The sequence below is a fragment of the Bifidobacterium aerophilum genome (assembly GCF_010667685.1).
Lineage (GTDB): Bacteria > Actinomycetota > Actinomycetes > Actinomycetales > Bifidobacteriaceae > Bifidobacterium > Bifidobacterium aerophilum.
This window is the reverse complement of the sequence record NZ_WHZW01000021.1, coordinates 1-19,715: the sequence shown is the minus strand read 5'-3', so window position 1 is coordinate 19,715 and position 19,715 is coordinate 1. Positions and strand designations below refer to the sequence as shown.

General features: G+C 62.4%; 16 protein-coding genes. 6 read left to right on the top strand and 10 right to left on the bottom strand.

Features of this window, described 5'->3' with window-relative positions:
* Positions 1 to 86: 86 nt before the first annotated feature.
* The 4 genes from GFD25_RS09735 to GFD25_RS09720 all read right to left on the bottom strand — a co-directional run bounded on the left by GFD25_RS09735 (position 87) and on the right by GFD25_RS09720 (position 6,402).
* Positions 87 to 1,493: a DHA2 family efflux MFS transporter permease subunit gene (locus GFD25_RS09735; RefSeq protein ID WP_204314865.1), complete on the bottom strand. Its 1,407-nt coding sequence runs from the start codon at positions 1,491 to 1,493 to the stop codon at positions 87 to 89.
* A 49-nt stretch (positions 1,494 to 1,542) separates the two neighbouring features.
* Positions 1,543 to 1,986 (bottom strand): MarR family winged helix-turn-helix transcriptional regulator, encoded by a 444-nt coding sequence (locus GFD25_RS09730; protein ID WP_239512531.1) that lies wholly within the window; start codon positions 1,984 to 1,986, stop codon positions 1,543 to 1,545.
* A gap of 295 nt (positions 1,987 to 2,281) precedes the next feature.
* A complete protein-coding gene (locus GFD25_RS09725) occupies positions 2,282 to 5,698 on the bottom strand; it encodes an FtsX-like permease family protein (RefSeq protein WP_239512530.1) in 3,417 nt (1,138 codons plus the stop codon).
* 2 nt (positions 5,699 to 5,700) lie between these two features.
* Entirely contained in the window at positions 5,701 to 6,402 is a 702-nt protein-coding gene (locus tag GFD25_RS09720; protein ID WP_163232326.1) for an ABC transporter ATP-binding protein, read from the bottom strand.
* Between the two features lie 313 nt (positions 6,403 to 6,715).
* Between GFD25_RS09720 and GFD25_RS09715 the strand changes: the two genes are divergently transcribed.
* Entirely contained in the window at positions 6,716 to 7,357 is a 642-nt protein-coding gene (locus tag GFD25_RS09715; protein WP_163232323.1) for a TetR/AcrR family transcriptional regulator, read from the top strand.
* Between the two features lie 63 nt (positions 7,358 to 7,420).
* Here the strand turns inward: GFD25_RS09715 and GFD25_RS09710 are convergent, their stop codons facing one another.
* The 3 genes from GFD25_RS09710 to lepA form a co-directional block, all read right to left on the bottom strand.
* The gene (locus tag GFD25_RS09710; RefSeq protein WP_163232321.1) at positions 7,421 to 7,807 is read right to left on the bottom strand and encodes a hypothetical protein; all 387 of its coding nucleotides are present in this window, start codon (positions 7,805 to 7,807) and stop codon (positions 7,421 to 7,423) included.
* A 140-nt stretch (positions 7,808 to 7,947) separates the two neighbouring features.
* A complete protein-coding gene (gene hemW / locus GFD25_RS09705; RefSeq protein WP_163232319.1) occupies positions 7,948 to 9,219 on the bottom strand; it encodes a radical SAM family heme chaperone HemW in 1,272 nt (423 codons plus the stop codon).
* Positions 9,219 to 11,099: a translation elongation factor 4 gene (gene lepA, locus GFD25_RS09700; RefSeq protein WP_163232393.1), complete on the bottom strand. Its 1,881-nt coding sequence runs from the start codon at positions 11,097 to 11,099 to the stop codon at positions 9,219 to 9,221. The genes hemW and lepA overlap by 1 nt, the downstream gene beginning before the upstream one ends.
* A 173-nt stretch (positions 11,100 to 11,272) precedes the next feature.
* Here lepA and rpsT point away from each other — a divergent pair, with 173 nt between their 5' ends.
* On the top strand, positions 11,273 to 11,533 hold the full coding sequence (rpsT, locus tag GFD25_RS09695) for a 30S ribosomal protein S20 (RefSeq protein WP_163232317.1): 261 nt from the start codon (positions 11,273 to 11,275) through the stop codon (positions 11,531 to 11,533).
* A gap of 111 nt (positions 11,534 to 11,644) precedes the next feature.
* Here rpsT and GFD25_RS09690 read toward each other — a convergent pair whose 3' ends face one another.
* Entirely contained in the window at positions 11,645 to 12,403 is a 759-nt protein-coding gene (locus GFD25_RS09690; protein ID WP_163232315.1) for a trimeric intracellular cation channel family protein, read from the bottom strand.
* 163 nt (positions 12,404 to 12,566) lie between these two features.
* Between GFD25_RS09690 and GFD25_RS09685 the strand changes: the two genes are divergently transcribed.
* Positions 12,567 to 13,520 (top strand): SDR family NAD(P)-dependent oxidoreductase, encoded by a 954-nt coding sequence (locus GFD25_RS09685; RefSeq protein ID WP_163232313.1) that lies wholly within the window; start codon positions 12,567 to 12,569, stop codon positions 13,518 to 13,520.
* Between the two features lie 483 nt (positions 13,521 to 14,003).
* Here the strand turns inward: GFD25_RS09685 and GFD25_RS09675 are convergent, their stop codons facing one another.
* On the bottom strand, positions 14,004 to 15,023 hold the full coding sequence (locus tag GFD25_RS09675; RefSeq protein ID WP_163232311.1) for a carotenoid 1,2-hydratase: 1,020 nt from the start codon (positions 15,021 to 15,023) through the stop codon (positions 14,004 to 14,006).
* Between the two features lie 48 nt (positions 15,024 to 15,071).
* On the bottom strand, positions 15,072 to 16,484 hold the full coding sequence (locus GFD25_RS09670) for a DHA2 family efflux MFS transporter permease subunit (protein ID WP_163232309.1): 1,413 nt from the start codon (positions 16,482 to 16,484) through the stop codon (positions 15,072 to 15,074).
* 184 nt (positions 16,485 to 16,668) lie between these two features.
* Here GFD25_RS09670 and GFD25_RS09665 point away from each other — a divergent pair, with 184 nt between their 5' ends.
* The 3 genes from GFD25_RS09665 to GFD25_RS09655 all read left to right on the top strand — a co-directional run bounded on the left by GFD25_RS09665 (position 16,669) and on the right by GFD25_RS09655 (position 19,411).
* On the top strand, positions 16,669 to 17,214 hold the full coding sequence (locus tag GFD25_RS09665; RefSeq protein WP_163232306.1) for a hypothetical protein: 546 nt from the start codon (positions 16,669 to 16,671) through the stop codon (positions 17,212 to 17,214).
* A 65-nt stretch (positions 17,215 to 17,279) separates the two neighbouring features.
* The gene (locus GFD25_RS09660) at positions 17,280 to 18,527 is read left to right on the top strand and encodes a CynX/NimT family MFS transporter (RefSeq protein ID WP_163232304.1); all 1,248 of its coding nucleotides are present in this window, start codon (positions 17,280 to 17,282) and stop codon (positions 18,525 to 18,527) included.
* Positions 18,524 to 19,411 carry an ABC transporter ATP-binding protein gene (locus tag GFD25_RS09655; RefSeq protein WP_163232302.1) on the top strand — a complete coding sequence of 296 codons (888 nt, stop codon included), beginning with the start codon at positions 18,524 to 18,526 and terminating at the stop codon, positions 19,409 to 19,411. The genes GFD25_RS09660 and GFD25_RS09655 overlap by 4 nt, the downstream gene beginning before the upstream one ends.
* Positions 19,412 to 19,715: the final 304 nt, after the last annotated feature.

Below are 19,715 nucleotides of genomic sequence, written 5' to 3'. Positions count from 1 at the left end.
CAGATATACCGACTGCGAGCGCTCGAAGTCAATCGCGATGACGCGCGGCACGTGCCATCATGGCCGGTTCCGTTATGGCCGAGTTATCACACGTTCCGGTCAGCGCGCAGGAAGACGAGCGGGATGATGATCAGCGGGACCGCACATGTGCCCATCGCCAGGAACGTCAGGTTCAGGCCACGCATGTCCGCTGCGGCCAAATCCATGCCGCCGGAGTGCGCAGAGGCCGCCAGCGCGGTCATCATCCCGACGAACACGGCTTGGCCGATCGCGCCGGCGATGGTGCGCAATGCGGTGAGCAGCGCGTTCGCGTCGGCAAGACGTCCCTCCCCCGCGCAGCTGGTGCCCCAGGTCACGAGCGGCATCATCAGGCAGCCGATCGCGAGCGAACGCGCCACGTTGATCGTGCCTGCCACCCAGATCGACGCCGCCAACGGCAGCAAGCCCATGCACAGGTTGCTGAGCGTTAGGCAGATGCCGCCGATGAGGAACAGCCGCTTTACGCCGAACCGATCGTACAGTCTGCCGGTCATCGGGCTGATGACCGCCATGGCGAGCGAGCCGGGCATGCTCACCAGGCCGGCCATCGACGCGGAACCGCCTTTGATGGTCTGCACGTAAAGCGGCAGCATCACCGACGAGCCCATCATCGCGAAGTACAGCAGCATGCTGCCGATCACGCTCAGCGCGAATCCACGATTGCGCAATATGCGCACGTCGAGGAACGGGCGTTCGCGCTTGAGCTGCAGCATCACGAACCACACGGACGCCGCGATGCCGAGCACCAACGGCAGCAGCACCGTCGTGCTGACGAACGGCATGGAACCGATGTTGCCGACGCCGAGCGTCACGCCGCCGAACGCGACGATGCTCACCGCGAAGGACAGCACGTCGAAGGATCGCCGCGAGGTCTTCAGCACGTTGTCGAACGCGAGGCAGGCCGCGATCAGCGACACCGCCATCACCGCGATCACCAGGTAGAAGATCGACCGCCAGCCGAATGCGTCGACCATCAAGCCGGACAAGGTCGGTGCGATCACCGGCGTGACTCCGACGGCGAGACCGTACCAGCCCATGATCGTGCCACGGTTGTCCGGGTAGATGGTCATGAGCACGACCTGCGCCATCGACATGAGCAGTCCGTTGCCGCACGCCTGGATCACGCGCCCGACCATGATGACGGCGAACGGCACCGGCGACACGCAGATCAGCGAGCCGACGATGAACAGCGCCGCGCCGGCGAGGTACAGCGGTTTGGTCGGGAACCGGGTGATGAGGAAGGCGGTCAGCGGCATGACGATGCCCATCGCGAGCGAGTAGCCGCTGGTGAGCCATTGGCCGGTCTGTATGGTGATGCCGAGGTCGGCGACGATGGGCGGCAGGGCCGTGGTGAGCGCCGTGGCCATGATGGTGGTGGCGATGCACGAGAGCATGATGTTGGCGAAGATGAGCGCACGGCGGCGGTTGCTTAATGAGATCCGTTCTGATTCCATGATGATGTTTCGTTTGGTTGATGTTGTGTGATGTGACGGTCGACTGCGCTCAGGCATCATGCCGATCAAGTTCCTGATAGTGGCGTTTGATCGCGGCGAGGATCTCGCCGAATTGTTCGCGTTGATCTTCGGTGAGCGCCGCAAGCAGTTCGCCGGAAGCGCCGTCGCCGGCCGACCGACGGCGCATCGCCTCGGCTTTCCCCTCTTCGGTGAGCGCGACCACGTACGTGCGCCCGTCCTCGGGATGCGGGGTGCGCGTGATCCAGCCGCGCGCCTCCATCTTGCCGAGCAGTTCGCTCAGCGACGCCGACCGGATACCCAGGATCGCAGCAAGCCGGCGCTGACTTACCGGACCGAGACCACTCAGGGTGAGCAGACAGCGCGTCTGCCCGCTGCCGTGCGAGAGCGCGTCGCTGCTGCGTACTTCCCGCTGGTGGCTGATACGCGCCACGTCATGGAATAGCTCCACCAGTTCCCGGTCGCTCATCGTCATGGTTCGCCGCCTTCCTCCCGATAACACGAAAATTGCTAGGCACCTCGCAAATAATACAAGGTACCTAGCAAAATGCAAATCGGCGTCGCAAACCACACGCCGACGAGCGCATGTCAATCGCGTTTAGCAACCCAACGTTTGCAGACCTCGCCGCACTGCCGATACGCAACGATGGCGGGCTGCCGCACATCGGTCAGATCCGAATGCGAAACACGTCGCGGCGTCAGGGAGATTCAATCTTCCTGATGCCGCGCCGTGCTCGCAAACAGCACGACAGGCCTTCCGCCGCCGGCCTTTATTCCACCGACTTGAGTGCGGCCAGCATGTCCACGTTCTTGAGCTGCCGGTAGACGACCACGCCGAGCGCGGCCAGCACCGCGGCGACGAGCAACGCGGGCACCACGAACGCGGGCCAGCCGAGCGCCGGATCGAACATGACCTCGTCCGGCGGTACCTCGTCGATGATGTACCGGTGGAGTCCGGCGCCGAACCCATAGCCGGCGAGGATGCCGATCGCGGACAATATGATGGTTTCGCGGTAGATGTACATGGTCGTCTCGTTCGAATGGAAGCCGAGCACCTTGATGGTCGAGAGCTCCCGGATGCGTTCGGACACGTTCAGGTTGGTGAGGTTGTACAGGATCACCACGGCGAGCAGTCCGGCCACGAGCACGAGCACCTCCATGATCTGGTTCAGGGAGTCGACGATCGTGGCGACCTGGTTCTTCATCGTGGTGTTCTGCACCACGCCGCGCACGCCGTCGTTCTTCATGAACCTCGCGCCCTGCTTCTCGGCGTTCTCGATCGAGTCGTCCTTGAGCCGCACCAGATATGCGTTCGACTGGTAGTCCTCGCCGAACACGTGTTCGTAACCACCGGACGTCATGACCATGAGATGCCCGATGTACATCTCGCTCACGCCGTCCACGCGCACGGAACGCTCAGTGCCGTCCTCGCCGGTGACGCGGATCATGTCGCCGGCCTTCGCGCCAAGCATCGAGGCCATGCGTTCGGAGATGACCGCGCCGCGATCGGTGAGGATCTGCGGCTGGTGACCGACTCGCGAGCGCAGGGTCACGTAGTCGTCGAAGTTGTATGCGTCGTCGGTGACGAGCAGCGTGATCGACTGCTTGTCGCCCTGCTTGCCGGCGGTTTTGGTGAGTTCCTCGTAGCGGATCGGCATGGCCTGGTCCACGGCCTTGTCGGTCATGTCCTTGGCGACGGCGTCGCGTTGTTCGTCGTTGTTGTCGGATTTTTCGGCGACGATCATGTCGTAGTGGATCACCTCGTCGAACTGGCGTTCGCTGATCTGGTTGATCGATCCCTGCACGCCGAGTCCGGCGACGAGCAGCGATACGGCGCCCATCACGCCGAAGATCGTCATGAAGCCGCGTGTCTTGTACCGGAAGAGATTCCTGGCTGTGACCTTGCGCGTGAAGCTGAGCCGGTTCCAGATGAAGCCGAGCCGTTCGAGGAAGATCTTCGACCCGTTCGCCGGCGGCTTGGGCAGCAGGAGCGCGGCCGGCTTGTCCTTGAGTTCGCGTGCGGCGGCGAGCATGGCCGGCACGACGGCGCTCACCCAGGCGAGCAGGAACGCGACCATGGTGACGACGGGATGGAACTTCAGTTCGATGACCGGCATGGTGAACCCGTCGCTGTACGCATGGTAGACGATGAGCGGCAGGATCGCGTGGCCGGCGGCGACGCCGAGGATCGTGCCGACGGTGGATGCGGCGAAGCCGTAGACCGTGAACTTCTTGAGGATGTCCGCATTGCCGTAGCCGAGCGCCTTCAAGGTGCCGGAGTTGACGCGTTCCTCGTCGACCATGCGGCCCATCGTGGAAAACGTGACGAGCGCGGCGACGAAGTAGAGGAACACGGGGAAGATCATGGCGAGCTTGCCGACGATGTTTGCGATGATCTCGTACACGCGGTAGCCGTTGGAGGTGAGCCCTTCGCGCCGCCCGTCGATCGAATAGGCGGGAACTTCGAGCGTGTCGATCTTTTCGCGGGCGAGCGCGATGTCGTGTTCGGCCGCGGCGATCTTCGCTTCGGCGGCGGGTTTCGCTTCGTTGAATTCCTGGAGTTTCTGCGCGTACTGGTCTTCGGCCTTCTCGATGTCGCGCTGGCCTTGGATGAGCTGCGTGGCGCCGGACGAGATGCCGTTGCCGGTCGATGTGCCGTCCGGCGCGGTGGAGACGGCCTGGCCGAGTTCGGTCTGCTTGTCGGCGAGTTGCCTGGATGCGTCGGAGAGCGCGGCCGCGTTCTTGCGGTATTCCTCGGTGCCTTCCTTGAGTTGCGTCGCTGCGTCGTTCCACTGCTGGAGTGCGGCGTTGTAGGCGTTCAGCTGGGTGTTGTATTGCGCGGCGGCGTCGTTGTAGGCGGCGAGCGCCTTGTCGTATTGCGCCTTGACGGTGTCGTATACGCCGCCGGTCAGGCCGCTGTTGGCCCAGTCGGTCAGCATCGCGCCGGTTTTGTCGAGGACGGGTTTGACCGATTCGAGGACGGTGCGGGCCGCGTCGAGTTGGGTTTTGGCCTGCGAGAGCTGCTGCCATGACGAGTCGAGCTGGTCTTGGCCCTGCGTGAGCTGTTGGGCGCCGGCGGCGAGCTGGGTCTGTCCGGAGGTGATCTGCGAGCCGGCCGCGGCGATCTGCGCGAGTGCTCCGGACAGTTCGGCGGCTGCGGCGGAGCCTTGGTCGACGGCGGTGATCTCGCCTTGGGTCATCTGGTCCTTGGCCGATTCGATCTGCGTCTTCGCGTCCGTGAGCTGCTGTTCGGCGTCCTCAAGCTGTTGTTTCGCGTCGTCGACCTTGTCTTGCGCCTTGTCGATCTGCTTGCGTCGGTCTTCGCGGATTGAGGCGGCCCGCGCCTTGGGCTGGCCGGCGAGGCGCTTGGTGAGCGTGTTCTTGTGCGTCTGCACGCGGTCGCGGTATTCACCGGTCCAGTAGTCGACGTGCTGCGTGTCGTCGAAGGTGACGCGGCCGATCATCGTCACGTCAGAGTCGAACGTATCGCGTACGACCACGCCGTAGCCGTCGAGTTCGCCGGTGCCGGCCGTGGATTGTCCCATGTTGAGGTCGGAGACGATTTCGCTGGCGTCGACGAAGCCGACCACGGTGTACCTGGTCTGCTTGAGGATGGTGTCGCCGGCAATGTCGGGCAGTTCGGTGACCTGTACGGTGCTGTCGATCGCGTACCGGTCGCGTTCGGCCGAGTCGAGCGCGATTTCGCCGGTCTTGTTCGGCATGCGTCCTTCGACGACGCGGTATCCGGAGACGGCGTCGGGTTTGGAGTAGACGCGCAGGCTGTGGTTGCTGCCCTTGATGGTCACGTCCTTGAAGTAGCCGAATTCGGCCTGGCGTACGCCGTCGGTGTCGCGGATGATCGTCTCGTCCGACTGGCTCAAGCCGTAGTCGCTGATGACGGTCACGTCGGCGAGGTTGTGCTCGCCGTAGAAGGAGGTGCCGGTCGCCTGCATGTCGGGCCCGGTGACGAACAGGCCGACGAGCGCGAACGAGCCGAGCATCATGAGGCTGACGATCGAGACGAATCGGCCCTTCGACTTGGCGAGGGTGACGCGGATGTCCTTCCACAGCATGCGTTTGCGCGGAACGTTGTTGCGGCGGCGTTTGCGTTTGGCGACGCGGCGACGCGCGGCGTCGTTCGGACGCCGGGCACCGTCCGGTTCGATGAAGTCGGTGAATTCGGTCATGGTTACCACTCCAGATCCTTGATGTCCATCGGATGTTCGTTGATGTCGATCGATTTGACGCGTGCGTCGTGCATGTGGATGACGCGGTCGGCGATCGGCGCGATGGCCGAGTTGTGGGTGACGATGACGACGGTCGCGCCCTTCTTGCGGCTCTGGTCCTGCAAAATCTGGAGCACCTGCTTGCCGGTGTTGTAGTCGAGCGCGCCGGTCGGCTCGTCGCACAGCAGGATCTTCGGGTTCTTGGCGACGGCGCGCGCGATGGCGACGCGCTGCTGTTCGCCGCCGGACAGCTGCGCGGGGAAGTTGTTGATGCGATCCTTCAGCCCGACGTCGATGAGCGTCTGGACCGGATCCTGCGCGTCCTTCACGATTTCGGAGGCGAGTTCGACGTTCTCCTTGGCGGTGAGGTTGGCGACGAGGTTGTAGAACTGGAACACGAAGCCGATGTCGTGGCGACGGTAGTCGGTGAGCTGGTGGGCGGTGTAGTTCGAGATGTCCTTGCCGTCGATGATGACCTGGCCCTCGGAATTCGTGTCCATGCCGCCGAGGATGTTGAGCACGGTCGACTTGCCGGCGCCGGACGAGCCGAGGATGATCGCAAGCTCGCCTTTCTCGATGCCGAAGCTCACGTCGTTGTTGGCGGTGATGGTCGTGTCTCCCATGTGGTACCGCTTGAAGCTGTGCACCATCTCGATATAGACCATGTCTTATGTTCCTTTCACCCTTACCTTGGCTCCCCTTGCCAGGGGAGCTGTCGGCGTAGCCGACTGAGGGGTAGTCATACGTTTGCGCAGTCATTCATCAACATCTTGTTTGAACAACATGTTGATTTAACTGCCGCAATGGTAAGAACAGCCGTAAATCCAAGTCAATCAACGGTTTTTCTCGATCTGTTCAGATTGAACACAACGGAAAACATTGTTGATTCAGCCACTAAACAGACAACGTGTTGATAGAATATCGGTCAGCATCATCCATCCTCGGATCATCCCGACACGTCAGTCAAGGAGGCACATCATGGCAACCGCAACGGCGAACGCGACCGCGGCACCGGTCAAACGCAACACGAAAACCGAAGCCAAGATCAAGGCCGCATTCACCACGCTCGTCAAGGCGAAGGGCTTCGACGCGATGACCGTGAGCGACATCGCCCGCACGGCCGGCATCAACCGAGGCACGTTCTACATGCATTACGTCGACAAGTTCGATCTGAGGCAACAGCTCATCGACGACACCATCGCCGACCTGACGGACATCCTCATCGCCAACGCCGAAACGGACACGCACATCACGACGCGTACAGGCAAGGCGATCTGCGACGCGTTCCAGACCCGAGCCATCGCCGAGGCATTGCGGTACATCAAGAACGATTTCGCGTTCTTCGACGCGGTATCGCAGTCCGGCAACGACTTCCAACTCTATGACCGGGTCAAGGCAGTGCTTAAAAAGCTCATCGTCGCGCAAGCCAAACGGTTCGGCGCCCAGCCGCAACCGTCATACAACGGCATCCCCGCCGATTACGCGATGGAGATCCTCGTCTCCGCCGTCGCCTCGATCATCTGGCTGTGGCTGCGTCGCGGTTGCAAGGAGTCTCCGGACGAGATATGCCTCATCATCGAGAAAAACAAAACCACGGCACCGATCGACGTGCTGTGGTGAGAATTGCTGGAGCCGTCGGCGAATTTCCCGTTTCGCCAACCCTTCTTCGGGCGCTCCCCGATATCAGGTAAGCGCCACTACGAGGATCGAAGCGATGCACAACAGGGCCGCGACAACGACCATGCCGATCCACACCGGCGTACGGTTGCGGTCGTTGAACAGGCTGCACGCCGCGATCGCATCCAACGCAAGACCGACCACACCGAACACGCTCACCTTGTCCCACAACGGCATGAGCGCGCACACTGCGGCGATTACCGCAAGCACCAGTCCGGCGACTGCGAACCCGCGCGATATCTCATTTGGTTTTTGCGCAGGCACGGCCGGTATCGGGCCGGGAACCTGTTGCATCGGGGCGGGAGGCGTGAACGGCTGCCCCTGCGCAGGACCCGTCGGCGGCTGTGCCGGCGGTTGCTCCTGGAACGGCTGAGGATACGGATTCGGATTCATGATGTGCCCCTTCCACGGATCGTACAGTTTCATTATCCCGCCGATCCGGCGGAAAAACAATTCCGAAAGGCATCTCTCCCTACGACCGGTATTGCGCGGCTCGCAGTGATGTCCTCCGCGCCGGCATGACCGTCAATGTCTCATACGCCAGCCAGATCGAAGAAGCGTTCGATGACGGCGTCGTTGAGCAGACGGCCCTTTCGAGTGGGTATCACGCGCTCGGTTGCGGGGTCGACGACGATGAGACCGTCGTCGACCATGGGCCGCAGTTCGGCGGGATCGATATGGCGGAATGGCGCAGTCCCCCCACCGGCTTCGGATTCGTCGACGGACTGGTTGATGCGGTTTAGGTCGAGACCTTCGCGCAGTCGCAGGCCGAGCATGATGAGCTCCTCAAGGTTCTCACCCGACGTGATGGTCTCGCTGCCGCCCCATGGGATGCGGTCTTCGTTGATGGCGGTGCCCCATAGACGCGGGTGGGCGATGTCCCAGCTGCGCAGGCCGTGCGCGTCATGCTGCGAATCGGTGGTAGCGGCATTGTCCGCACCGTCGTCCATATCGCCGTTGCCGGCCACATGATTGTAGTGCGAGTGCGCGCCCGGGCCGAGTCCGGCCCAGTCGACGTTGCGCCAGTAGCCGAGGTTGTGTCGGCTTTCATAGCCGGGTCGCGCCCAGTTGGACACCTCGTACCATTCGAGTCCGGCGGCCGTGAACAGGTCGTCGGCGATCTCGTATTTTGCGGCCTCGTCGTCGTCATCCGGCTTGGGCAGGGTGCCGGCGGCGATCTGACGGCCCATTTTCGTGGTCGGTTCGACGGTGAGCGCGTACGCGGAAATGTGGTTGGCACCGAGGTCGATGGCCGTGCGCACCGACGTGCACCAATCGTCGAGGCTCTCCCCCGGCGCACCGTAGATCAGGTCGACGCTGGAACGCAGTCCGGCCTTGTTCGCCGCTTTGACGCCAGCTGCCACGTTCGCGGGGGTATGCGTTCGGTCGAGCGTGCGCAGCACGTGCGGCACGGAGGACTGCATGCCGAAGGAGATGCGGGTGAAGCCGCCTTCGGCGAGCCGGTTGATGTAGTACTCGTTGACGGTGTCCGGGTTGGCTTCGGTGGTGATCTCCGCGCCCGGTTCGATGCCCCATGTCTCGCGGATCGCATCCAGCATGGAGACAAGATCGTCCGCCGAGAGGATCGTGGGCGTGCCGCCGCCGAAGAACACGGTGGAGGCCGGCGGTTCTTCAATGCCGCGATCGAGCTGCCATTGCCGGACCAATGCCATCTCGCGGATGACCATGTTGGCGTAGTTGCCGCGCGAGGCCCCCGCACCGAGATCGGCCGCCGTGTATGTATTGAAATCACAATACCCACAGCGACGCATGCAGAACGGCACATGGATGTAGACTTCGAACACTAGTTTTCCGTCTTCTGGGCGGCGCGGATCTTGTCCTTGGTGTCGCGGTCGTTGCCGCCGTCGCCGGTGGACAGTGCGGCGATGAACGCCTCCTGCGGCACTTCGACGTGGCCGAGCATCTTCATGCGCTTCTTGCCGGCCTTCTGCTTTTCGAGCAGCTTGCGCTTGCGGGAGATGTCGCCGCCGTAGCACTTGGCGAGCACGTCCTTGCGCAGCGCGCGGATGTTCTCGCGGGCGATGATGCGCGAGCCGATCGCCGCCTGGATCGGAATCTCGAACTGCTGGCGCGGGATCAGCTCGCGCAGCTTCTTCGTCATCATCACGCCGTAAGAGTACGCCTTGTCGCGGTGCACGATCGCGCTGAACGCGTCGACCTTCTCGCCTTGGATGAGGATGTCGACCTTGACCAGATCGGCGGCCTGTTCGCCGTCCTCGTGGTAGTCGAGCGACGCGTAGCCCTTGGTGCGCGACTTCAGCTGGTCGAAGAAGTCGAACACGATCTCGGCAAGCGGGATGCGGTAGTGCATCTCCACGCGGTCGGCGGAGATGTATTCCATCGTGCCCATGATGCCACGGTGGTCCTGGCACAGGTCCATGACCGCGCCGATGAACTCCTTCGGCGTGATGATGTCGGCCGCGACCATCGGCTCGACGATCTTCTTGATCTTGCCGTCCGGGAATTCGCTCGGGTTGGTCACATGGTGTTCGCTGCCGTCCTCGGCGGTCACGTCGTACGGCACGTTCGGCGCGGTGGAGATCAGGTCGAGACCAAACTCGCGGTCGAGTCGCTCGGAGACGATCTCCATGTGCAGCAGTCCCAGGAAGCCGCAGCGGAAGCCGAAGCCCAGCGCGACGGACGTTTCCGGCTCGTAGATGAGCGCGGCGTCGTTGAGCTTGAGCTTGTCGAGCGCGTCGCGCAGTTCGGGGAACTGGGCGTTGTCGATCGGGAACAGGCCGGCATAGACCATCGGCTGCGGGTCGCGGTAGCCGGGCAGCGGCTCGGTGGCGGGGCGCACGGCGGAGGTCAGCGTGTCGCCGACCTTCGACTGGCTCACGTCCTTCGCGCCGGTGATGATGTAGCCGACCTCGCCCGCGCCGAGCGCCTTGGTGGGCATCATGTCGGGGCTGATCACGCCGATCTCGATCGGGTCGTGCGTCATGCCGATGCCCATCATGTGCACCTTCTCGCGGGAGTGCAGTTCGCCGTCCTCCATGCGGATATAGGTGACGATGCCGCGGTACGAGTCGTACACGGAGTCGAAGATGAGCGCGCGTGCCGGGGCCTTCGGATCGCCGTGCGGCGCGGGGATCTCCATGACGATGCGGTCGAGCAGTTCGGCCACGCCCTCGCCGGTCTTGCCGGACACGCGCAGCACGTCGCTCGGCTCGCAGCCGATCAGGCCGGCGATCTCCTCGGCGTGCTTGTCCGGTTCGGCGGAAGGCAGGTCGATCTTGTTGAGCACGGGGATGATGGTCAGGTCATGGTCGATGGCCATGTACAGGTTCGACAGGGTCTGCGCCTCGATGCCCTGCGTGGCGTCGACGAGCAGCACGGCGCCCTCGCATGCGGCGAGCGCGCGGGAGACCTCGTACGTGAAGTCGACGTGGCCGGGGGTGTCGATCATGCCGAGCGTGTATTCGGTGCCGTCGAACGTCCACGGCACGCGCACGGCCTGCGATTTGATGGTGATGCCGCGCTCCTGCTCGATGTCCATGCGGTCGAGGAAGCGGTCGCGCATCTCGCGTTCGGGCACGATGCCGGACAGCTGGAGGATGCGGTCGGCCACGGTGGACTTGCCGTGGTCGATGTGCGCGATGATGCAGAAGTTGCGGATCAGCGACTGGTCGGTATATCCGGGCTTGTTTTTCGGTTCGATCACCTGATCCGTCTCCTTACGGTCGTCGTTCGCGGTTGTGTTCGCCAAATACTCTAGTCTACCGGCCCCCATCGGCATTCGGCCGCGACACTCCCGGCGCGACGTCCGTTTTATCCGCACGGGGTGTTATCATGACCGTTTGTATGTCCTTATAGCAAACGTCGTTTGGAGTAAATGTGGCAAACATTAAGTCGCAGAAGAAGCGCGTGCTGACCAACGAGAAGTCGCACATCCGCAACGTGGCCGTCAAGTCGGCCCTGAAGACCGCCATCCGCGCCACCCGCGAGGCCATCGCCTCCGGTGACAAGGCCGCTGCGGAAGCCGCCTACAAGGTCGCCGCCCAGAAGCTCGACAAGGCTGCCGGCGCTGGCGTGATCCACAAGAACCAGGCCGCGAACCGCAAGTCCGGTCTGGCCGTCGCGATCAACGCGATGTGATCATAACCCGTCAGGGTTCGTAAAAGTCCCCGTGAGCCGTCATGGTTCGCGGGGACTTTTTTCATCCGTTTCACACGCATCCGAGATCCGCCGGACCATGCGCCGGACCACTCACCGCCGACCGTCACGCTCCTCACGTGCCGTGTCGCGCTCCCCCGCGTCCGGGTGAATGACCGGCCGCGGCAGATACTTCGGCTGTGACGGCAGGAACGCTTCGCTGCGTTTCATCGCGCCCGGGAACGTGATGTCGAACTTGACCGACAACAGCCGCAGCGCCACCACGATCACCACGATCGCACTGTCGAGTATGACTTCGCCGGTGAAGTCGACGACCCCGGCCTGCGCGCCCTTCATGACAAGCACGGTCAGAATGCATCCGACCGCGGAGGGAATCGCGTACCAGTGCTTGTCGCGGATGACGAGCGGAACGTCGTTGAGCAGCATGTCACGCACCAGACCGCCGCCGAGCGCGGTGAACATGCCCATGAACGCGGCGGTCATGCCGGACGTGCCCATGAGTATCGCCTTGGACGTGCCGTTGACGGCGAACAGTCCGACCGAAAGCGCGTCAAGGGTGAGCATGGACCATTTGAGCTTGTCGACCTCGGGGTGGAAGACGGCCACGGCCAGGCCGGAGACCAGCGCGGTGAGCACGAATCCTTTGTCCGCGATGCCGACCGGAGGCAACGAGCCGAGCATCACGTCGCGGATGATGCCGCCGCCGAGCGCGGTCAGCCATGCGGTGATCACCATCGCGAACACATCGTAGTTTTTCTTGACCGCACACAGGCCGCCCATTAGTCCGGAGCAGAAGATCGCCAGATATTCGATCCCCATGAAGAACGCATTGCTCTCCAACGCCACTTCCATGAACCGCTCCCCTCGTCACGTCATGCGTCGCGCGCAACCGACCGTTGCCGTAACGAGGGTACACCACGGGTTTGTCGCGGGATGTTTCGTTTCAGCGAAGGAGACGTCGAACACATGGCCAGGTCAGCGCGGATGCGTGACGACGATTCCTATAATGGTGGGCATGGATGCGATCAAGGATGATGGGCGGGCCGTGGCGCTGGTGACCGGCGGCACGAGCGGCATCGGCAGGGCGACGGCGGAACTGCTGGCACGGCGCGGTTGGCGCGTGGTCGCGGTCGGATTGGATGCGGAGAAGATCACGCATGTACAGCGGTTCGATGACGTTGGCGGAGCTGATGGAGGACGCAACGGCGACGGAAGCCGCGGCAAACGTGATATATCCGGCGAGCGTGGTGCGATCCGTCCGCGAGGCGGGGAGCTCATCACCAAAGAGATGGACGTCACCGAACCGGACGATATTCGCGCGGTCGTGGATGCGCTGCCCCGACTGGATGCGATCGTGCATTGCGCCGGTTTCGGCATCGCCGGGTCGGCGGAATGTACGCCGATGGATTTGGTACGTCGACAGTTCGACGTCAATTATTTCGGCGTACTGCAGGTCAACGAAATCGCGTTGCCGTTGCTGAGACGAACCGCGTCACGCAATCGCAGCCGCGGCCGGGTAATCGTCGTCGGGTCAATAGGCGGCCGGATCGGACTGCCGTTCCAGTCACATTATTCGTCGACCAAGGCCGCGTTGGAGATGTACGTGGAGGCGTTGCGCTTGGAGGGACGCCGGCATGGCATCGTCGCCACGATCATCGAACCGGGCGATCTGGCGACCGGATTCACCGGCGCCCGCGTGACCGCCGAACCGACGACTTCGCCCTATCTGACCGAATGTCGCCGTTCGGTCGGCCGGATGGCGCATGACGAGCAGACCGGCGCCGGCCCGGACACCGTCGCAAAAGTCATCGCCGCCACGCTCGCCCGCCGCAATCCCCCGGTCCGCGTCGCCGTCGGCGGCACGTACAAGGCGCTCATGCAGCTCAAGCGCCTCTTCCCCGATCGCGCGGTCGAGTTCGTTATGCGATGCATTTATATGCGGCGATACCCTGCAACAACATTCGTCTAGGATCGGCACCCCACGGATATTTCCGCAGCGACCACCCTCGCCGCCGGCATCGTCGCCCTCGTCGCGCCCGCACTCGTGCAGGCGTTCAAGAAGTACATTCCCGCCGACTACGTGGGCCTGACCAGTCTCGGCGTGAGCATTCTGCTCGGCGTCATCGTCATCGCCGCCACCAACGGCTTCCACGGCTACGGTTGGGGCATCGTCCTCACCGGCGTCATCGGCGTCGCACAAGCCGTCTACACCTTGGTGAACCAAGCGTTCAACGGCAAGCTCAGCAAAGACAGCGAAGCTAAACAAAAACAAAGAGCTAAGCCCGTCTCGTGTTGTGCGCGAGACGGGCTTAACTTGTGCGAGAGCCCCCGAAAAGCTATTCAGTGCCCATTCCAAATCCCTTGTTCACCGGTTCGTCGGGTTGTGGCTTTCTTCGGCGGGTTGGCGGAACTGGACCGATGCCGGTGTTTTTCGGAAAATGGGCCGGTGTTGTTAGTTCCATCCTCCGACGAGTTCGAGGCAGCAGTGGCCCGTTACCGAGTGCCCTCGGTAGGTGCCGACCACTTGGCTTGCGCCTTCGTATTTGCGCCCTGAGGGGTTCGGCGAAGCGATTTCCTGTTCGTCCATGATGGATGTGACGGTGAGTTTCGCTTCCCATTCAGGGATGGAGATGATCCATCCGGTTGGATATTTCATGCCGGTCACAGGACTTTCCCACACGTTGAAGGAGTCGCCGACCATCGGATCCACGCCGGCGGAAGATTGGGTACCGTCCTCATGCAGGACGCTGGCCCAGCAATGTTCGCTGCCCGTGGCCAGTTCGGTTACACCCCATAGGCTGATCACGTCGGGATCGTTATCGAAGCAGAGGTTCATCCACAGCCATTTGCAGTTGTAGCCGTCCTTGAGGCTTCTGCCTTTGGGCATGCCGGCGAACTGACGGTCCATCCATACCATTCCCTCCACCTCGTGGCGCTGGCCGTCGAGAGTGATGACGCCTTTGGCAGCCATGTGCGGGAACGAGTATTGGTAGTTGGCCACTCCGGCGATCTGGAAGTAGCCGGTACCGAGACTGTAGAGTGGGTATCCGGTGCCGTGCAGGTCGAGGTAGATGGATCCGTCCGGCATGGCCGATGCGATGCGCATGTTGTCGAGGTCGCCTTCGATGACGTCCTTGTCGGTGTGGATGTGCAGTCCCTGGCCTGCGACCTGTCCTTGCCTGACCCTGTAAAAGCGGTCTTCGTGACGGTAGATGCGTCCGGTCTCATCGGTGATGGACAGCACGCTGTTGATCATGCGCACCGGCAGGTATTTGGAGAACTGCAGGACGCTGACATGGTACATGAAGTCAAGGGTGTGGCCGCCCGTCTCGAAATGACCGACCCAGAACCATGAATTGCCGACTTTGTCGGTGCGTATGAATGTGTCTTGGATGGGATCCACCAGCGGTTCGGTGCCGTGGTGGAAGGTACGGATGTTGTGGGTCAGCGAGTTGTTCGTGGCGTTCATCATGTCTCGTTTCGTTTTGGTTCCGTGTCTGTTGATACGTTGTCGTTTCGGTCACTGTCCGACGAGAGTCTGTTTCGTCGTGCCTCGGTGCGTTCGAGTCGCCAGAAGCGCTGTGACGAGGGCGGCCGCGAGGATGACCGCGATGGCGGCGAATGCCAGCGTCGAGCCGAGTATGGATTGCGCGTGTCCGGTGGCGGTGGGCGCGAGGGTGGTGGACAGCGCGGAGATGGATACGATGAGGGCTGTGCCCATCGAGGAGGCGATCTGTCCGACGGTGTTGGTCACGCTTTGCGCGTGCCCGATGTTTTCGTTGTCGAGTGCGTTGATGCCCCAGGTGTTCACCGGGGTCATGGCGAACATGAGTCCCGCGTAGAGCACGGTATAGGCGCATGCCGTGAGGACGACCGAGGCGTCCGCGCCGAGCAGAGCCATGAGCACGCCGCCGATGGTCATGACCGTCAGGCCGGGCAGGGCGACCTTGCGGATGCCGTATTTGTCGAACATGCGGCCTGAGACGATACCGCAGCATGCGCCGATGAGGGCGCCGGGAAGCATGGCGAGACCGCTGGCGGTGGCGGATGCGCCGAGCACGGTCTGGATGAACATCGGCACCATGACGTTGCAACCCATGAGGGCCGCCTGCATGCATGCCACGATGATCACCGAATGCGCGTAGGTGCGGTTGGCGAGGATTCCGACGCGCAGCATCGGTTCCTTCGCCTTGAGCTGTCGGCGCACGAACACGGCCACGAGCAGCACGCCGACGACGATCAGCGAGACGGTGAGCACCATGTTGCCGGTGGACGTGAACGTGGACAGCCCGTACAACAGGCATGCCAGACCGACCGAGGAGAGCAGCACGGAGACAAGGTCGAACGCACCCGGTTGGAAGCCGTCGAAGTTACGCAGGTAGACGGCGGCCAACGCGATGACGATCAGCGAGACTGCCGCCATGATGACGAACAGCGTGCGCCAGCCGAACGAGTCGATGATCACGCCGGAGACGGACGGGCCGAGCGCCGGGGCGAAACCGACGACGAGTCCTGTGATGCCCATTGCCGTACCGCGACTTTCCTTGGGGAACACGAGCAGGATCACCGCGGTGACCATCGGCATGATCGCGCCGGTGCACAGGGCCTGCAGCACCCGGCCGACCATGAGCAGGGGGAAGGTCGGCGCGAATGCGGCGACGAGACTGCCGGCCGCGAACAATGAGATGCATCCAATGAACAGTCTGCGGGTGGAGAAGCGCCCCATGAGGAACGCTGCGAGCGGGATGACCATCGCCTCGACCAGAGAATAGCCGCTGGACAGCCACTGAACGGTGGTGGAATCCACCCCGAGGTCCTTCATGATGGACGGCAGCGCCGGCGTGACCACCGACATGTTGAGCACGGCCAGCAATGTGCCCATGAGCAGCACGATGACCATGATCCATTGTTTTCTGTTGATGCCAAGTTTCACGATAACACTCCGATAAACAATAGTTATTGATTATTCAACGAGCATCAATTATTATCGAAACGCAACGGATGACAACCACCGATATGCGACATTTCTCGCTTATTCAACGATTCGCCTGAATCGTCGAACAACACGCGGCTTATGGACGGAGCAGGAATGACGCTACCGGCAGAACGAAAGGAGCATGGTGACCGATCTGCGCATCGTCAAAACCCGCAAGGCAATCCGCGAGGCGTTTCTGCGCCTACGGGCATCAGGGGTTCCGGTCTCGAAGGTCAAGGTCAAGGACATCTGCGACCTTGCGCTCGTCAACCCGAGCACGTTCTACAAGCATTACCTCGACGTATACGACCTCAACGACAAGCTTGAGGACGAGACCATCGACGCGATGCTGGAGCATTACCCCGACAAGGACAAGATCCTGTCCGACCCACCCGCATTCCTCAATGGCTGGAGACCGGCCATCGACAGCCAGATCGACGATCTGCGCGTCCTGTTCGCAGGCCGCCCCGAAGCCATGTTCCGCAAAATCGAATCGATGCTCGTCGAACGTTACTCCGCCCGAGCGGCGAACGAGCGCGAGCGCATCGCCGCCGTCTTCTCCATCGCCGGGGCCCTCCACTCGCTTGGCCTGCTCAAGCTGGAAGGCGGACAAAGCGACGACGAGATCATCGCGGCGGTCGTCGAAAACCTCAACGCCATCGCCGCTCGGATCCCCGACGGACGATAACGAACACCCCCATACGAATCAACGGCATCATCACACGGATACTCTCAATCATCTGGTCAATCATCATGGAACAGATAACAGAACATCATCCCATCCCATCGTCGGCATCTCGATTCGCCGCATCGATACTGACCGCGCTGGTCTTCGTCGTCGCGCTGAATCTGCGAGCCCCGCTCACATCCGTCGGCCCGCTGCTGCCACGGATAGGGGCGTCCGAACATCTCAACGCGACGATGCAGGGTCTGCTCGGCTCGTTGCCCATCCTCGCGTTCGCCGTTGTCTCCCCGATGGTGCACCGGGCCGCCGAACGCCTCGGCATCGAACGCACCGTGCTGGCCGCAATGGCGTTCCTGACGCTCGGCATCGTGATCCGTTCGGCATGTGGCACCATCGGATTGTGGGCCGGCACGCTCGTCATCGGTTGCTCGATCGCGGTGGGCAACGTTCTGGTGCCGGCCATAGTCAAACGCGATTACCCCGGTCACACATCACTTGCCACCGGCATATACTCCGCATGCATGACCGGCATGGCCGCGTTCGCCTCGGCCGCGACATTGCCCCTGTCCGATGCAATCGGGTGGCAGGGCACGCTCGGCATCTGGGCCATTCCCGCCGGAATCGTCACGCTGCTGTGGTTATGGCGTTCACGGGCGAATGCGCAAAGGACGACCCCGGCTGCGAAGACCGCCGCCGATGCGCAGCCCCGCAGCCGACAGAGTACGGCATCGGAGACCCGACTCCGCGTCTCCATGTGGAAAAGGCCGGAGGCATGGGCCGTCACCCTGTTCATGGGGCTGCAATCCGTGAACTATTACATGTGCGTCACCTGGCTGCCCACCATCGAGGTCTCCTTCGGCGTGCCCGCCGACCGGACCGGCTGGCATCTGGCGGTCTTCCAGCTCGTCGGTATCGTCATGGGACTGCTCATCCCCGTGCTGCTGAAGGGTGACAGCCAGGTCGCCGCCGTTGTCGTCGCCAGCGTGCCATTGGCCATCGGTGCGCTCGGACTGGCATTCGCACCGCGGCTCGATCTGCTGTGGATCATCGTCGCCAGCATCGGCTCGGGATGCTCTCTGGTCGTGGCACTCTCATTGATCGGATTGAAGACCTCGACCACCGAGGAGACGACGCAACTGTCGGGCATGGCTCAATGCGTCGGATACCTGCTCGCCGCAGTCGGTCCCACATTGGCCGGAACGATCTACGACATCACCTCGGGATGGCGGACGGTGCTCATCATGCTGGCCATACTAGCCGTCGCACAGACCGCCATCGGCATCATCATCGGACGGAATAAGGAAGCGGGGCGATGACCATGCTCGATGAAACAACCTATGATGCGGCAGTACGAGCACGGTCGGTGGGCTATTACCGCAATCGGCGGCTGATCCTTGCCGACGTGAACCTCACCATTACCGCCGGCGGACGGTGGGTGCTGTTCGGGCCGAACGGGGTGGGGAAATCCACGCTGCTGGAAATGATCGCGATGCGCACCTATCCCAACGTCGGCGAACTGCACGTCCTCGGGGGCCGGACCGTCGCGGGCTCGGACCCGGAACGCCGTCGCGCCCGTGTGGCCACCGTCTCGGCGGCGTTCGGGCACAACATCGGGTCGGAAATGAACCCGCTCACGGTCGTCGCCTCGGGGATTCCACGAGGAACAAAGGATTCGGCTGACGAGGCATACGAGAAGGCGTACGCAATGATGCGCCGGCTCGGCATCGCATATCTGACCGGCAAACAGTGGCGCAACCTGTCCGAAGGCGAACGCACGAGGGTGATGATCTCCCGCGCGCTCGTCTCGCCGGCGGATCTCCTAATCTTCGATGAACCGACCACCGGCCTTGACCTGGGTGGCCGTGAAACGGTATTGCGAGAACTGTCGGCGCTGGCCTCGCGAGAGGACAAGCGCACGATGCTGCTCGTCACGCATCAGGTGGAGGACATCCCCGCCGGATTCGACCATATCGCGATGATGGGCCGAATGACGGAACATGAGTGCATGACATACCTCGACACGCATCCGCGCATCTACGCCACACTTGACGGCAACACGACACCGGGAACCATCACATTCACCGGACCACTTGACGAAGGACTTACCGACGAACGTCTCGAATCGATGTTCGGCGTCCCGCTACACGTAGAGCGAACCGGGCAGCGATGGAGAGCCTCGCACCGGCTGCGTTTCGCATGAGCGGTCCGAATGAACGCCTCGTCGCCGGCTCCAGTGCTCCTCAGTCATTATGCCGCATTCGACCGGGGAGCACTGGAACCGATACGGGCACAACCGGGACACAGCGACCGCGGAAAACAACGAAATCAGCAGCAATCAGCGAAATCTCACGAAAGTCGTCAAAACGGCGTCATTGCAACGAAAACGCACCTAATGAAGCTCGCGAAAACCGGCGAAGCAACCCTTCAAACTAGGGTGTGTTTACTCTATGGTGCTTTGGTGACATGATGGTGGTATGTGTACGCCGAGGTATGACATCACGAGG